The organism is Microbacterium wangyouchuni (assembly GCF_051546305.1).
Taxonomy (GTDB): domain Bacteria; phylum Actinomycetota; class Actinomycetes; order Actinomycetales; family Microbacteriaceae; genus Microbacterium.
The window spans coordinates 362,689-378,402 of record NZ_JBPTMA010000002.1; the positions used below are offsets into that span (position 1 = coordinate 362,689).

Below are 15,714 nucleotides of genomic sequence, written 5' to 3' on the forward strand. Positions count from 1 at the left end.
TCCGCCGGCACGTGTGCCGAGCCCAGAATGCGAAGACAAAGGAGTCATTCAATGGCGGTGATTGACGAACTGAGCACGAAAGCGACCGTGGTCGCGCCAACACCGGCGCAGCGACGCAAAGCGGACAAGAAGCTTCGCCCTGGCCGTTCGTGGAAACGAGCGCTGAGAAAAGACTGGCAGCTCTACTCGCTCCTGCTCCTGCCGTTGCTGTTTCTGCTGATCTTTCGGTATGCGCCGATGGTGGGAAACATCATCGCGTTCCGCCGCTTCCGCCCCGGTGGATCGATGCTCGGCGATGAATGGGTCGGCTTCTACTACTTCGAGATGTTCATCAACAACGCTCAGTTCTGGCAGGTTTTCTGGAACACGGTGATCCTGGGCGCTCTCACGCTGTTGATCTGCTTTCCGCTGCCGATCGTGCTGGCGTTGATGCTGAACGAGTTGCGCTCGCGCCGATTCAAGAAGATCGTGCAGACGATCTCGTACCTGCCGCACTTCATGTCGATCGTGATCGTCGCCGGCCTGGTGCTTCAGATCACGTCTCTCAACGGCACGGTCAACCAGATTGTGGAGGCTCTCGGCGGCGATGCGATCTCCTATATGCAGCGTCCGGAGTGGTTCCGCTCCATCTACATCACCTCCGAGGTCTGGCAGACGGTCGGATGGGGGACGATCCTCTACCTCGCGGCGCTGTCGACGCTTGATGATCAACTCTACGAAGCTGCTCGCATCGACGGAGCCAACCGTTGGCAGCAGACCTGGCACATCACTCTTCCCGGCATCCGCCCGACCATGATGGTGCTGCTGATCCTGAACATCGGCACTTTCATGGCCGTCGGTTTTGAAAAGGTTCTGCTCCTGCAGAACCCGCTGATCTACGCGACCGCCGACGTCATTTCGACCTACCTGTATCGCGTCGGCATCCAGTCAGCGCAGTTCTCCTACGGCACGGCCGTGGGACTGTTCGAGGCGCTGATCGGTCTTGTCCTTATCCTCTCCGCGAACTATATTTCGCGCCGCACGGTTGGAGCATCTCTGTGGTGACCGAAGCCATCGCCACCCCCGACATCGCATCGGTGCGGCGCGAGAATGGCGCAATCAGGGAGTCGACCGGGTATCGGGTGTTCCGCGTCATCAACGTGATCGTTCTCCTGATCATCACCGGCGTGATCCTGTATCCGTTCCTGAACCTGTTCGCGAAAGCGTTCTCTTCGGAGGGATACATCGCCGCGGGCGAGGTGAACCTCATTCCGCGCGGGTTCAACACCGAGACGTTCATCGTCGTGCTGAGCGATCCGATGTTCTGGATCAACTACCGCAACACCATCGTGTACACCGTGCTGGGCACGTTGATCGCCATGGTGCTGACGACAACGTACGCGTACGCGATCAGTCGGCCGTATCTGAAGGGGCGCTCCTTCTTCATCGGGGTTGCCGTTTTCACGATGTTCTTCTCCGGCGGCATGATCCCGAACTACATCCTGATCGGCAACGTGCTTGGCATGCGCAACACCATTTGGGCGATTGTGCTGCCTGGTGCGATCTCGGTGTTCAACCTGCTCGTCATGAAGTCCTTCTTCGAGAACTTCCCAACGGAACTGGAAGAAGCAGCGGCCATCGACGGCCTGTCCACGTATGGAACGCTCGGACGAGTCGTGCTGCCGCTGTCCAAAGCGGTGTTGGCGACGATGACCCTGTTCTACGCCGTGAGCATGTGGAACGCCTGGTTCGGCGCATTCCTCTACCTCGACGACAAGAACCTGTTCCCGGTGACCATGTATCTCCGGAATCTGATCGCGTCGGCCACCGGCACCGAGGCGATCACCGGTGGAGCGGGGGATGCCGTCCAAATCGGCGCCAATATCCAATCAGTCACCATGCTGCTCACCATTTTGCCCATCGTCTGTCTCTATCCCTTCATCCAGAAGTACTTCGTCTCGGGCGTGATGCTCGGCTCCGTCAAGGGCTGAACGCGAGACGAAACCACCCGAAAGACCGTCACTAAGGAGAACCATGAGAACGTCACAGAAACGCGTTGCGGTCGGCATCGTTGCCGCCCTCACGATCTCACTCGCAGCATGTTCGTCACCCGCGGATGGAGGTGGCGAGCAAGGCGCAGCGGGCGAGATCGGTGCGGACCAGTCCGTCGGAGCGATGGAGGACTTCGCTGCCGGAACCACGTTCAAGGCGACCGAGCCCGTCGAGTTCTCGCTGATGTATCGCGACCACCCCAACTACTCCGTGCAGGAGGACTGGTCGGTCTTCAAACACCTCGAAGAAGACAACAACGTCACCTTCGACCGCACTGATATTCCGCTCGCCGACTGGGACAACAAGAAGTCGCTGCTCGTGGGAGCAGGCGATGCATCCGCTCTGATTCCGGTCACGTATCCCGGTCAGGAAACGCAGTTCGTCTCGGGTGGCGCGGTGCTCCCGGTCTCGGACTACGTGCAGTACATGCCCAACTTCGAACAGAAGGCGAAGGACTGGGGTCTGCAGGACGAACTTGATGCTCACCGCCAGGCGGATGGCAAGTACTACCTGCTCCCCGGAGTTCGAGAGATCCCCGACGTGCAGTACTCGGTGGTCATCCGCGAAGACCTCTTCGAGAAGGCGGGCATCACCGAAGATCCCGAAACCTGGGAGGAATTCGCCGAGCAGTTGGCCGAGGTGACCGCGGCGAACCCCGACCTCTCTTTCGCGATGTCAGACCGATGGACGGATTCGCAGCCACTGGGTGCGATGCTGCAGTACATCGCCCCCAACTACGACACGATCGCCGGCTGGGGATACAGCAACAACCGCTTCGACGAGGCTTCCGGCGAGTTCCAGTTCACCGGGACGACTGACGGCTACAAGGAGCTGCTCGAGTACGCGGCCGGTCTTGTCGATGCCGGTCTGCTCGACCCCGAAATCACGCAGAGCGATGACCAGGCCATTCAGAAGTTCGTCTCCGGTCAGACCGCTGCTATCTCCGGCAACACGCAGGAGATCAACAGCTACCGAAGCAAGTTCGCGGATGCTGGCAACACCGAGGCGTCGCTGAAGATGGTTGTTCTTCCGGGCGGGCCCGCCGGCGGTTACCTCACAGGCAGCCGGCTTTCCTCCGGCGTCATGATCTCGGACGACGCGAAGGACAATGCCAATTTCCTCGCCATGCTGCAGTTCGTGGACTGGCTGTACTACTCCGACGAGGGCATCGAGTTCGCCCAGTGGGGTGTGGAGGGCGAGACCTTCACAAAGGATGCTGACGGCAAGCGCGAGCTGTTGCCCGAGATCGGATGGAACGCTCTCAACCCGGACGCACCCAAGAAGCTCAACGCAGACTTCGGCTACTCCAACGGTGTCTTCCTGCTGGCGAACGGCTCCTCCAAGGACCTGCTGCAGTCTGTCATGTCAGATGAGACGCGGGAATGGACCGACCAGGTGCTCGCTGTGAAGGAGATCGTCCCGGTAGCTCCCGCTGCTCCGCTCGACGAGATTGAACTCGAGCAGAACTCCCTGCTGGACACGCAGCTGAAGGATGCCGTGATGGCGGCAACCGCTGCCTTCGTCACCGGGCAGCGCTCCTTCGACGACTGGGATGCCTTCGTCGCCGAGATCGATGCACAGGGCGGAAAGCAGCTCATCGACACGATGAACGGCGCACTCGAGCGGGCGAAGTCTGCCAACTGATTCACTGCAACACATACGGGAGGGAGATGCGGTCGGTAGCCGCATCTCCCTTCCGAGGACATGAGAGAGACGGACATGCCTGAGCTTCTGTTCGAACCGGCCCCGCCGCGTCAGCCGATAGCCGGTGCTCGCGAGTTCGGCCAAGGCCCGCTCGGACGAGCCTCCACTGTCATCTACTGGTACATGATGATCGGGCTCCTCATGGCCCTCACCCAACTGCCCACGCTCGTCGCGGTCATGCTTCTGGATCGCTCAGCCAGCAATATTCCGTTGTATGCGGCGGCCATGATTCCGCTTGCTCCGGCCTTTGCCGCCGGCACCTCGGCCCTATCTCGCCGCGTCCATGATGATGATGCGACGCCATGGCGGGCGTACTGGCGTGGTTTCGGCAGCAACCTCGTCGACGTGCTCCGGTTGTGGCTTCCGCTGCTGCTGCTGGGTGCGTTGATCGCCATGGCGCTCGCCAACAGCGAGGCAGCGGGTATCTCCACCGGCTACGCGCTCGTCCTCATCGTCATCTTCGCCACGCTCACCGTGATCGCGGTACATGCGATGGCGATCAGCACATTCTTCGCGTTCCGTTTCGTGGACGCGCTCCGGCTCGGTGTCGTCTTCCTGGCCCGTCGCCCGCTCTCCTCTCTCGGAGTGCTCTCCCTGCTTGTGCTCGCTGCCGCCGCCGTCATCTTCTCCTCAGAGCTTGTCGTCACTCTGCTGTCGGTGGTGTGGGCGGCCTTGCTGCTGCGCAACGAGCGCCCGGTGCTCCGAGGAGTCGCCGACCAGTTCATTGTTCCCAACCCTGAAGAAAGCCGATTGGAAGCGCAGCGCGAATGAAGATTCTCTATGGTGGCGACTACAACCCTGAGCAGTGGCCGCGTCCGGTCTGGGAAGACGACTACGCAGCATTTGACCTCGCGGGGATCGACACGGTGACCATCGGCGTGTTCGCCTGGTCATACCTGCAGCCGGACGAGAGCACCTACGACTTCTCGCGTCTCGATGAGATTGTTGCGCGTGCCGTCGCCGGAGGCCGCAATATCGTGCTCGCAACCGCGACGGCTGCGCTTCCGCCGTGGCTTGCGACGCAGTATCCCGAGGTCAACCGCACCGACTTCGAAGGGCGGCGCCACCTCTATGGGCAGCGTCATAACGCCTGTCCGAACTCGCCGGTCTACCGGCGCCTCTCCGCGGAGCTGGCCGGCAGGATCGCCGAGCGATACGCCGGAACGCCGGCACTGGTGGCCTGGCATGTCGGCAATGAGTACGGGGGCTATGACGGCGGATGCTGGTGTGACAACTGCGCGGTCGCTTTCCGTCTGTGGCTGCGAGAACGGTACGAGACGCTGGACCGACTCAACGACGCCTGGAACGCGACGTTCTGGTCGCATCTGTTCACCGACTGGGATCAGATCGTGCCACCGAGCAAGATCAGTGAGCATTGGCGTGGTCCGGACCACACCGCGTTCCAAGGCATCACGCTGGATTACCGCCGCTTCATATCGGATTCGATGCGGCAGAACTTCCGCGAGGAGAAGGCGCGCATTCGAGAGCATGACCCTGACGTACCGGTGACGACAAACTTCATGGGCGCCTACCGGCCTCTCGACTACCACTCCTGGGCGGACGATCTTGACTTCGTGTCGTGGGACAACTATCCGCCCGGTTCGCGCGAGCATGTGCGAATGGCGTTCGCCCACGATCTGATGCGCGGCATCAAGGGCGGCAAACCGTTCTGGGTGATGGAGCAGACTCCCACCATCACCGCCAGCCGTGATGTGAACCCGGTCAAGCGTCCTGGTGTACTGCGGCTGTGGTCATGGCAGGCGGTGGCGCACGGTGCCGATGCGGTGCTCTACTTCCAGATGCGCCAGTCGAAGGGCGCCTGCGAGAAGTATCACGGCGCCGTGCTGGATCACTCCGGCAGAACCGACACACGCGCGTTCACCGAAGCGGCCGTTCTGGGGTCCGAGTTCGAGCACGTGGGCGACACGATCACAGGTGCGAAGACACCGGCGAAGATCGCACTGCTCGTCGACTGGAACTCGTGGTGGGCTGCCGAGATGACAGATGGTTTCAACCGGCACGCGAAGTACATCCCTACCGTTCTCGGTTACTACCGCGCGCTGTGGAATGCGCATGTCGATGTCGATGTGATCTCCGCACAGGCGGATCTGAGCCGGTACGACGTCGTGATCGCGCCGATGCTGCATATGCTCACTGGCGACATCGTCGAACGGCTGGAAGCGGTGGCAGGACGGGGCGGTTCCGTCGTCGCGTCGTACTGGTCGGGCCGCGTCGACGTCGACGACAACGCGTTCCTCGCGGATGCGCCGGGCCCGCTCGGTGCGCTGTTCGGCGTGCGGGTGGACGAAACCGACTCAGCCGCACCGGGGGAGGCGAATCCCGTGACGCTGGGGGCTGGCGAGGTCGTCTCGGCCGCGGAACTCGTGTTCGAGCTTCTGACCCCTCTCGGGGCAGAGGTCGTGGGAGCGTACGGAGCCGACTTCTATGCCGGAACACCTGCGGTGACCCGCCACGACGTGCCAGGCAGCGGTCAGGCCTGGTACGTCGGAACCGGACTTGACGATGCCGGATTGGCATGGATCATCGATACGATCCTCGCTCGCCACGGACTGGTCGGGCCCTACGCCGGCATCGCGGATCTCGAGGTGAGCGTTCGCGACAACGGTGCTGAACGAACGACGTTCCTCCTGAACCACGCCACCACCGATGTCGAGGTGGCCGCGCACATCGGCGGAACTGACGTGCTCACCGGAAGAAACATCTCTGCTGGCGAGCCGTTGCGACTCAAGCCGACTGACGTGCTCATCATCCGCAGTGACCGCTGAGCTTCTGCCGAGGCCGCGGGGGCACCGATCCTCAGTGGATCGTGCGCCCCGCGGCATCCGGAATACCTGACTTACGCAGGAAATAGGTGTTCACCTGATCGCGCCATTCGCGCGCCGAACGTCGCTGTTCGTCCAGCCGCTCGGCGACACGATCGAACAGTGCGCGCTCGACGTGTCCGTCGAGCGTCGCCCAACGCTCGACCATCTCATCGACGCGATCCGCTCCGGCGAAGTGCGTGTCGTAGATGTGCTGGATCACCGTGCTCCCGGAGTGCAGTACGTGCGAATACGGCACGTGATGGAAGAACAGCAGCAGCTCGTCGGGGCAGGTTGCGGCGCTTTCATACTGTTGACGCAGCGGAGTGAGATATTGCCCGGCAAAGCCGGTGCCGCTGGAGAGGGATCGATCAACGCCGACCCCATCACGATCGGCGAAATGATAGGTGCCCCACGGTGAGTATTCGTAACCGTCGACGGAAGGGCCGTAATGCGAGCCCGGCGTGACCATGAAACCCACCCCGAGCGGGGCGGTGTACAGCTCATACGTCTCCCATGAACGATCCATGATCGCGTGCAGCGTCTCGCGGACAGCCGCATCCACCTGGCCATCGGGAGATGCGAAGGTCAGCGAGATCCACTCGTCCAGCACGGTCGCCGGCTCAAGCGTCGGGTCCCAAGCCAGTCGGCCGAATGCGTAGAGGTTGGCCTGCGCGAGCGGATGACCGCTCCAGAAAGCGTCGTCACCCACATTCGACACGGCCGCGATGCCGCCGCCACCGGCCACGATCTGAGAAACCGTCGCTCCGCTGTCATCCAATGCCGAGTTCAGGATCTCGCTCCACCACGGACCGAGATAGCAAACATGCTTCTGGTGACCGGTGTACTCCTGCGTCACCTGCAGCTCTACGGCGAGGCGGGTGCTGGGCATGGCGGCCAGCACCGGTGAGATGGGCTCGCGCGTCTGGAAGTCCATCGGGCCGTGCTTCACCTGCACGATGACGTTGTCGGCGAAGGAGCCGTCCAGAGGTGTGAAATGGTCGTACGCGGCACGCGCGCGATCAGTGCGGCGGTCCCGCCAGTCCTGGCGGTGGTTATAGACGAAGGCTCGCCAGTGCACAACGCCGCCATGCGGTGCCACGGCTGCCGCGAGCATGTTCGCGCCGTCCGCGTGATTTCTTCCGTAGGCGAACGGGCCGGGTTGACCTTCGGAATCCGCTTTCACGAGGAAACCACCGAAATCCGGAACGCGGTCCCAGACCCGGGCCGCGGCATCCGCCCACCACTGGCGCACGCTCGTATCCAGCGGGTCAGCAGTGCGCAGCCCGCCCAGCCGCATCGGCGAGGCGAAGGAGACGGCCAGGTGCACGCGCACGCCCCAGACACGAAACTCTTCAGCGATGCGTTCGACATCGCCCAGGCGATCGGTGAGCAGCTCTGATTCTGTGGCGCCGACGTTGACGTTGTTGATGGAGACGCGGTCGATGCCGATGGCGGCAAGCAGGCGCGCGTAGGTGCGTACCCGTCGCAGGTCTTCGCGCACAGCTCCGGCGTCGTAGAAGATCGAGCCACCGGCGTAGCCGCGCTCCACCTGTCCCATCACAGGGTGAACGATGACGTTGTCCCAGTGATCCAGCATCCGCAGCGCGTGCGCGGGCCGATGATGGCCGGCGGGCAGGTCGGGGCTGAACGCCCGGTCCCCGAGCCGAACGAGATGGAACCAGCCATGCAGCAGAGAAGTCGTCGAGGCAGCTGACACCGTCGTCGTTTCTGCGCGGTCCAGACGGAACCCGGTGTCGACAGACTCGTCGAGCGTGAAGACGAGATCGGCCTGCGCGTCATCGCTGACGATGACACCACCCGCATCGATGGCGTCGGCACGCAACGATTCAACCGGACCTCCGGTGGCGTCTATTCGTACGCGTCGACCGTGTATCGCGGCGAACGCACCGGGAGCGAGCCAGGCGGGGTGGGCGAGGGGGAGGGAAGTCACGAGGTTTCTCCGATGTGAGGAAGGGGAGGTATCACGGTCACCAGTCGTGGACGGTGCCGTCCTGAAGCCGGTTGAATGGCAGGTACGCCGATTGATAGGCGAACGCCGCAGCTGCATCATCGGCATAGTCGACGCCGAGTCCCGGCTCGTTGCCCGGATGCAGATAGCCGTCGGTGAAGGTGAAGGACGACCGGAATACCTCGTTGGTCGCATCCGAGTGCTGCATGTACTCCTGAATGCCGAAGTTGTGGATCGCGAGATCCAGGTGCAGGGCCGCGGCCATGCCGACCGGGGAGATATCGGTGGGGCCATGGATGCCGGATTTGATCTGATACTGCGCTGCGAAGTCGAGGATACGGCGAACCCCGGTGATGCCGCCGGTGTGCGTCACCGCGGAGCGCACGTAGTCGATGAGCTGCTCACGGATCAGGGTCTGGTAGTCCCACACCGTGTTGAAGACCTCGCCGATGGCCAAGGGCGTCGTGGTGTGCTGACGGACCAGGCGCAGCGCCTCCTGATTCTCGGCGGGGGTGCAGTCCTCGAGCCAGAACAGGTCGTAGGGCTCAAGTTCCTTGCCAAGCTTCGCCGCCTGGATCGGGGTCATGCGGTGGTGACCGTCGTGCAGCAGCGGAAGCTCGGCGCCGAACTCGTTGCGCACGGCCTCGAACACTCCGGGCAGATGGCGAAGGTAGGCCCGCGTGTCCCAGTCCTCCTCCGCGGGCAGCGGGATTCGCTGTGCGGGTTCGTAGTCGTATCGACCTCCCGCGGCCGGCTGAGCGGCGACGCCGTACACCGCATTCACACCGGGAACGGAGGTCTGCACGCGAATCGAGCGGAACCCCATGTCGAGGTGATGGCGGATCGAATCGAAGAGTTCCGGGATGTCGCGGCCGGAAGCATGACCGTACGCCATGATCCCGGAGCGCGAGGCGCCTCCCAGGAGCTGGTACAGCGGCATCCCCGCGATCTTCGCCTTGATGTCCCACAGGGCGACATCGACGGCAGCGATCGCGGCCATCGTCACAGGGCCGCGACGCCAGTACGCGCTTCGATAGAGAAACTGCCAGGTGTCTTCGATCGTATGAGCGTCTCGTCCGATCAGCAGGGGGACGACATGGTCGCGCAGATACGAGACCACCGAGAGCTCCCGGCCGTTCAACGTGGCATCGCCGAGTCCTGTGACGCCATCCTCGGTTGTGATGCGCAATGTCACGAAATTACGACTCGGGCTGGTGACGAGCACCTCGGCGGAACGGATGCGGGTGCCGGTCATGCGGGAGTCCTCTCAAGGTGGTCCGAAGCTGTGGGGCTGGAGTGCTTCGGGGCAGACGACGGGCGTGGATACGCCTTTTTCGGTAGATGGTAGGCGAGATCTGCTGCGGTCTCGATCGCCTCATCGATGTCGAGCCGGTGCTCGCAGACGAGTCTTCCCAGGTATCCGGCATCGATTCGACGAGCGAGATCGTGACGGGCGGGGATCGAGCAGAACGCGCGGGTGTCATCGACGAAGCCACTGGTGTTGTAGAAGCCCGCCGTATCGGTGATCGCTTCCCGGAACCGGCGCATGCCATCGGGTGAATCCAGGAACCACCACGGTGCCCCGAGCCGGAGTGCCGGGTAGACGCCGGCCAGGGGAGCAAGCTCCCGAGAGAACGTGGTCTCGTCGACCGTGAACGCGATCATGCGGAAGTTCGGATGATGGCCGAAAGCATCCAGCACCGGGCGAAGTCCGTGCACATAATCCGTCGGAACCGGAATGTCGTAACCGATGTCGTGACCGTAGCGCGACATCGCTGATGACGAGTGGTCGCGCTGAACGCCGGGATGCACCTGCATCGTGAGTCCATCATCGACGGACATCGCGGCCATCTCGAACAACATGTGCGCAGCGAAAGCGCGGCTTTGCGCCGGCGTCGTCTGTCCGCGCAGAGCAGCAGTGAAGATGCGGGATGCTTCGGCGGGATCAAGCGGTGTGGTGTCGGCGCTCATGTGCCCGTGATCTGTCGCTCGGGCGCCCGCCGCGATGAACGACTGCCGCTGTGCTCGCAGCGCTTCGAGGTACGTTCGGTAGTCGTGCACGTCGATGTGCGCGCTCGCCCCCAGCGACAGGATCCGCTCGGCCCAATCGGAAGACGACACGTGCAGCAGCGAGTCGGGACGGAATGTCGGTATGACGCGATCAGCCCACCCCTGTGCTGCCAGTTGCGCATGATGGCTGAGCGAGGATTCCGCAGGGTCGGTGGTGGCAAGCGTCTCGATGCCGAACAGTTCGAAGAGCGCGCGGGGCCGGAACTCGGGAGCTCGGAGACGCTCCATGAGATGGTCATAGATTCGGTCGGCGGATGCTGCCGAGGGGCGTTCCGCGACCTCGAAGACTTCGATGAGCACGTGTTCGAGCCAGTATCTCGTTGGGGTGCCGCGGAACAGGTGCCACCCCGCGCAGAACCGCCGCCAGATCTCCCGAGGGCTCTGTTCCGCGGCTTCGACCCCAGAGGGTGCGCGGTTCGCCGGGGGGACGCCGAGACTCTGCACTCCGCGCACGCCCGGGGAGCCGTCGGGAGACGTGCTCTGCGCGACGAGCATGCGCAGCAGATAGTGATCGGGCGTGACGAACAGCGCTGCCGGGTTCTCGAACGGAGCATCGGCCGCGAGCAGGGCCGATTCGACATGGCCATGCATCGAAAGGATGGGAAGAGCGGAGGTCTGCGCCAGAATCTCACGCGCTGCGGATCGCACGCTCGGCTCAGCAGGAAGTGCCCGGTCTGGGTGCAAGTTCCAGGCTCGTGGCGGTGGTACAGGGCGCGTCATAGCTCTCCTCGACGAATGCGAACGTTTGCAGTCTATGGCATCAGCCCGCACCGTCAAGGTTGCAGTTTCTAGGTGATAGTTGACTACAATCGTTCGTAGAGGTTGATAATTTTTGGCAATCAGCATGCTGGTTGCACTGGCATGGATACCCTGGACGCACCACAGTCCACGATGAGGAGGCGGCATTGGCGGTCACCGCGAAGGACGTCGCAGAAGAATGCGGCCTATCGATCTCAACGGTGTCTCGGGCCCTCGCGGAGCCCGAGCGCGTCGCCGTAGCTACTCGTGAGCGAGTCGTCGCCGCCGCGAACCGACTCGGCTACCATCCGAACCGCGCAGCGTCGGGCCTGCGCGCAGGCCGCACCGGTGTGATCGGCCTGGTCGTTCCCGATCTGGAGAACCCGTACTTCGCTTCGATCGTGAAGGGTGTGCAGAACCGCGCTCGTGCCACGGGCAGAGCGTCGTTCGTCGTCGACTCCGGTGAGGACGCGCATCTGGAGATCGAGCTGGTGCGAGAGCTCAAGAATCAGACGGACGGGATCGTGCTGTGCTCACCGCGCGCTGTGGAGTCAGATCTGGAGATTCTCGGCTCGCGTCCTGTCGTGCTGGTCAATCGCGTCGTCGAAGGCCAGATGTCAGTGACCGCCGATAACGCAGCCGGGATGATGCTCGCGGTTGAACATCTGCGGGCACTGGGCCATCGCCGCATCGCGTACGTCGGCGGACCGGAACGCTCCTGGTCAGATGAGCAGCGTCGTGCGGCGTTGCATCAGGCCGGGGAGAACTTCGCCGACACCGACCTCGTGTCGGTGGGATCCTTCCTCCCGCACGTCGAAGGCGGCCGCGCTGCGGCTGATCTCGTCGTAGCTGCCGGGGCGACAGCCGCGATTGCTTACAACGACCTGATGGCGGTGGGACTCATGGACCGTCTGCGAACGCGAGGAAAGCGAATCCCGGAGGACATTAGCGTGATCGGATTCGATGACACCTATGTTGCCCAGCTCACGTCACCGACGCTGACCAGCGTTCGTGCGGGGCTCGTCGATATCGGTGCGCGAGCCGTCGACGAACTGGTGCTGGATCTGGAGCGACGCCGATTGCGAACGCCGGCGAGCGATCCGGCTGCGGTGGAACTCGCGGTCACACTGCGGGTGAGGGATAGTACATCGGTGCCGCCGAGCGCAGCACGATGACGCTGGCGCGGCTCAGCCGTGCTGCCGTGATGAACAGCTTGCCGGCCGGAATGGAAACGCCCGTCGCTCCGACGCAGATCGGCATTGTGCATTTGGGCATCGGCGCCTTTCATCGTGCGCACCAGGCTGTATATACCCAGCAGGCGATGCGTGCTGGTGATCTGCGGTGGGGGATCCTCGGCGTAACGCACCGCTCGCCGACCGTTCGAGACCAGCTTGTGGCCCAGGACGGGTTGTATTCGGTGGTCACCGCGGGTGCCTCGGGAATCAGCTCACAACTTGTGGGCTCTGTCGTGGATGTGGCGTGGACAGGGGAGGAGACCGAGCGGATCCTTGCGGTGATGGCCGCGCCGACGACCCACATCATCACCCTCACCGTGACGGAGAAGGGGTATTCCCGGCGGGCAGACGGCTCTCTTGACCTCGACGCCGTTGCCGCGGATCTTGACGCCCTGGCACACGACCAGCACCGTGCCGCGCCGGCGTCCACCACGATCGGTCTGCTCGTGCGCGGGCTCGTCGCGCGGTGGCGCGCAGGACGCACGCCTCTCACCGTGCTCAGCTGCGACAACCTGGCGGGCAACGGTGCGATTGTGCGCCGGCTTGTCTCGGAGGCTATCGAAACGGCATTTCCGGATGCGGAGGGAACCGACCTGCGGCGGTGGGTATCCGATTCGATCACCTTTCCGGGGAGCATGGTCGATCGGATCGTGCCGGCGACGACGCCGGAGTGGGGATCTGTCGCGGAAGATCTGCTGGGATTGCGCGATGACGGCGCGGTCATCGGGGAGCCGTTCATGCAGTGGGTCATCGAAGACGATTTCGCTGGCCCCCGGCCGGACTGGGAGAGCAGCGGTGCGATCATCACGTCGGATGTGGACGCCTACGAACGCGCAAAGCTGAGGCTTTTGAACGGTGCCCATTCGGTCATCGCCTATGCGGGGGCCCGGCGGGGGCACGACACCGTTGCCGCAGCGATGGGCGATCGCGAGGTCGTGGCAGCGGCTCGAGCAGTGCAGGAGGATGCGAAGGCGAGTCTGTCAGCGCCCGCGGGCATGGATCTGCTCGCCTATTCAGACGAGATCATTGATCGCTTCGCCAACCCGGTCATCATCGACACGACGCGACGTATCGCCGCCGATGCGACCCAGAAGCTTCCGGTGCGGTGGGGAACCGTACGCGCGGAACTCCGCGCAGCAGGCAGAAGCGCTCCAGGGATCGCGCGGGCCTATCAGGAGTGGGCAGCGTTCGTCATTGCGGAGGTGAACGCGAGTCGCCCGCTGGTCGATCCCCGATCGGACGAGCTGCGACTCATCGTGGAGAACGCGTCGTCAGCAGAGGCTGCCCGCGAGATGCTGGTTGCGCTCATGCGTTGAACGACCCGTTCTAGACAGAGGTGGGGTGGGATGCCGCAGCACCCCACCCCACGCTGTTCTCAGATCAAACCGGCTGCGGCAAGATCGTGAAGCTGACGGCGCCCTGATCATCGACATCGGCATCGAGCACCTTGTCGGAAAGCGTCTCGGCGGCATTTGGTTCCAGGAAGACCCGGCTGCCTGCGCCTTCAACGACGACATCAGCGGGTTCAGGGGAGGGCACGACGTGAACGGCGAAGCGTGCTTCGCCGCTCGGGCCCTGTCCATCGGCGGTCTGAATGCGCAGCCCCGCGTCAGCGCTGGCATCCTCTCGGCCGACGATGGTGGTTACAACAGCATCTGCATTTTCGGTCAGGGTGAGCACGAGGCTTTTCCTTCCGGGTTGAGGACATGTTCCAGACAGAACATGTCCGGGCCACGATTCCTCAATCGGGCTTCGTCTTCAAGCCCACCTCAGCTGTTCGGAGGAACCTCTCACCTGCGCCGTCGCGAACTCAGGTCTCCGCGCCTTCGTCACGCAGGCGCGGCTCGGTACGCAGCTCAGGGCGCAGACCCGCCTTGTCCGCATAGAACTGACGGATGCGATCCATATCGGATGCCACATCACCGGTCAGCTCGAAGGTCGGTCCCAGCCCCGTGGTCATCGTGGTCCGATCGACAAAGCCGAGTGTCACCGGCATCTGTGCTTCACGAGCGATGCGGTAGAAACCGGATTTCCAGTACGTGTTGGAGCCTCGTGTGCCGTCAGGGGTGACGACCAGTCCGAACACCTCACCACCGCGGATGCGGGTGACGACGTCTGAAACGACCTGACCCGGATCGGAACGATCGACAGGAATGCCGCCGAGACGGCGCATGATCGGTTCGCGCCAGCCGGCGAACAGACTCTTCTTGCCGAGCCAGCGCACGTCGATTCCCAGGCGCCAGGCGATCGCGAGCATCAGAACAAAGTCCCAGTTCGATGTGTGCGGTGCCCCGATGAGCACTGTGGGGCGACCGGGGGCCGCGGAGCCGACCAGCTTCCAGCGGCTGAACGCCCAGAAGATGCGGGCGAGAAGACGAGGCATTCCTCAACAGTATGCGATGCGCGCGCTCAGCCTGCTCGAGGGCCCGTGGACGCCCCAGAGCGTCGACGTCGGGCGACTACCAGCGGCAGCACGAGCCACAGCCCCAACACGATAATCGCGCCGACGATGAGCACGACCACGGCGAAATCTCGCTGCAGCGTGAAGTCGACGATCAGCGTGGTCACCCCGACACTCAGGGCTCCGACCACGACGAGGTTGGCCTTCACGATTCGTGCTCCGAAGCGCACCAGGTCCGGCTTGCGCCGCATGCCGAACAGTGATCGGTGCATCCCCACCGGCGTCAACGACAGGATGGTCGCCAGTGCCGCCAGGCCCACAAGAACGAGATAAAGCGTTCGCTGCACAGCATCGAGGTCGGCGAAACGCGGCTGGAAGGCCACCGCGAGCAGGAAGCCGGACAGCACTTGCGTGCCGGTCTGCATCACACGCAGCTCCTGCATCAGTTCTTCCCAGTTGCGATCGGCCCGTTCGTTGGCGGACTCATCGCGCCCGTCACCGCGAAGGTGGTCGGCTTCGACATCTCGATTCATGGCTCGAGTCTCAATGGCGCGCGCGATCTTGTCCAGACCCTTGCACCCGAATACCGGCGTAGCATGGAGCCATGACCACCTTGCCGTCCTCAGACGCCACTGCGAACGTTCAGCCTCTTACTGCTCCTGCAGGACTCAACCTGCTGGGCGATGCCGAAGCGGGATCCTGCTGCGGCGGCTCCTGCTCAACGCCCGCCGAATAGGCACC

At 63.4% G+C, this 15,714-nt stretch carries 14 protein-coding genes; 8 read left to right on the forward strand and 6 right to left on the reverse strand.

All coding sequences use genetic code 11. The annotated features are described in order from the left end of the window. Positions 1-51: 51 nt before the first annotated feature. From ACSS7Z_RS05105 to ACSS7Z_RS05125, 5 genes are all read left to right on the forward strand, one after another. Positions 52-1,044: an ABC transporter permease gene (locus ACSS7Z_RS05105; protein WP_438253401.1), complete on the forward strand. Its 993-nt coding sequence runs from the start codon at positions 52-54 to the stop codon at positions 1,042-1,044. Further along, on the forward strand, positions 1,038-1,970 hold the full coding sequence (locus tag ACSS7Z_RS05110) for a carbohydrate ABC transporter permease (protein WP_438253402.1): 933 nt from the start codon (positions 1,038-1,040) through the stop codon (positions 1,968-1,970). The genes ACSS7Z_RS05105 and ACSS7Z_RS05110 overlap by 7 nt, the downstream gene beginning before the upstream one ends. A 43-nt stretch (positions 1,971-2,013) precedes the next feature. Next, the gene (locus tag ACSS7Z_RS05115; protein WP_438253403.1) at positions 2,014-3,675 is read left to right on the forward strand and encodes an ABC transporter substrate-binding protein; all 1,662 of its coding nucleotides are present in this window, start codon (positions 2,014-2,016) and stop codon (positions 3,673-3,675) included. Between the two features lie 75 nt (positions 3,676-3,750). Continuing rightward, positions 3,751-4,506, forward strand: a complete 756-nt coding sequence (locus tag ACSS7Z_RS05120; RefSeq protein ID WP_438253404.1) for a DUF624 domain-containing protein — start codon at positions 3,751-3,753, stop codon at positions 4,504-4,506. Then, complete coding sequence (locus tag ACSS7Z_RS05125) at positions 4,503-6,521, forward strand: beta-galactosidase (RefSeq protein ID WP_438253405.1); 2,019 nt, start codon at positions 4,503-4,505, stop codon at positions 6,519-6,521. Before ACSS7Z_RS05120 ends, ACSS7Z_RS05125 begins: the two co-directional genes overlap by 4 nt. Positions 6,522-6,552: 31 nt before the next feature. Here ACSS7Z_RS05125 and ACSS7Z_RS05130 read toward each other — a convergent pair whose 3' ends face one another. The 3 genes from ACSS7Z_RS05130 to uxaC are packed head-to-tail and all read right to left on the reverse strand — an operon-like array spanning position 6,553 to position 11,319. Next, positions 6,553-8,511, reverse strand: a complete 1,959-nt coding sequence (locus ACSS7Z_RS05130; protein WP_438253406.1) for an alpha-glucuronidase — start codon at positions 8,509-8,511, stop codon at positions 6,553-6,555. 37 nt (positions 8,512-8,548) lie between these two features. Further along, positions 8,549-9,784: a D-mannonate dehydratase ManD gene (gene manD, locus ACSS7Z_RS05135; RefSeq protein WP_438253407.1), complete on the reverse strand. Its 1,236-nt coding sequence runs from the start codon at positions 9,782-9,784 to the stop codon at positions 8,549-8,551. Beyond that, on the reverse strand, positions 9,781-11,319 hold the full coding sequence (uxaC, locus tag ACSS7Z_RS05140) for a glucuronate isomerase (RefSeq protein ID WP_438253408.1): 1,539 nt from the start codon (positions 11,317-11,319) through the stop codon (positions 9,781-9,783). The genes manD and uxaC overlap by 4 nt, the downstream gene beginning before the upstream one ends. A gap of 185 nt (positions 11,320-11,504) precedes the next feature. Here uxaC and ACSS7Z_RS05145 point away from each other — a divergent pair, with 185 nt between their 5' ends. Beyond that, positions 11,505-12,512 carry a LacI family DNA-binding transcriptional regulator gene (locus tag ACSS7Z_RS05145; protein ID WP_438253409.1) on the forward strand — a complete coding sequence of 336 codons (1,008 nt, stop codon included), beginning with the start codon at positions 11,505-11,507 and terminating at the stop codon, positions 12,510-12,512. Positions 12,513-12,541: 29 nt separating this feature from the next. Continuing rightward, entirely contained in the window at positions 12,542-13,888 is a 1,347-nt protein-coding gene (locus tag ACSS7Z_RS05150) for a mannitol dehydrogenase family protein (RefSeq protein ID WP_438253410.1), read from the forward strand. Between the two features lie 64 nt (positions 13,889-13,952). On the opposite strand, the gene ACSS7Z_RS05155 is transcribed toward ACSS7Z_RS05150, so the two are convergent. The 3 genes from ACSS7Z_RS05155 to ACSS7Z_RS05165 all read right to left on the reverse strand — a co-directional run bounded on the left by ACSS7Z_RS05155 (position 13,953) and on the right by ACSS7Z_RS05165 (position 15,506). Next, a complete protein-coding gene (locus ACSS7Z_RS05155) occupies positions 13,953-14,252 on the reverse strand; it encodes a Fe-S cluster assembly protein HesB (RefSeq protein WP_438253411.1) in 300 nt (99 codons plus the stop codon). A 130-nt stretch (positions 14,253-14,382) separates the two neighbouring features. Then, a complete protein-coding gene (locus tag ACSS7Z_RS05160) occupies positions 14,383-14,955 on the reverse strand; it encodes a 1-acyl-sn-glycerol-3-phosphate acyltransferase (protein ID WP_438253412.1) in 573 nt (190 codons plus the stop codon). A 26-nt stretch (positions 14,956-14,981) separates the two neighbouring features. Then, complete coding sequence (locus tag ACSS7Z_RS05165) at positions 14,982-15,506, reverse strand: DUF6328 family protein (protein WP_438253413.1); 525 nt, start codon at positions 15,504-15,506, stop codon at positions 14,982-14,984. A gap of 71 nt (positions 15,507-15,577) precedes the next feature. Here ACSS7Z_RS05165 and ACSS7Z_RS05170 point away from each other — a divergent pair, with 71 nt between their 5' ends. Beyond that, positions 15,578-15,709 (forward strand): hypothetical protein, encoded by a 132-nt coding sequence (locus ACSS7Z_RS05170; RefSeq protein WP_438253414.1) that lies wholly within the window; start codon positions 15,578-15,580, stop codon positions 15,707-15,709. The last annotated feature ends 5 nt before the right edge of the window (positions 15,710-15,714 follow it).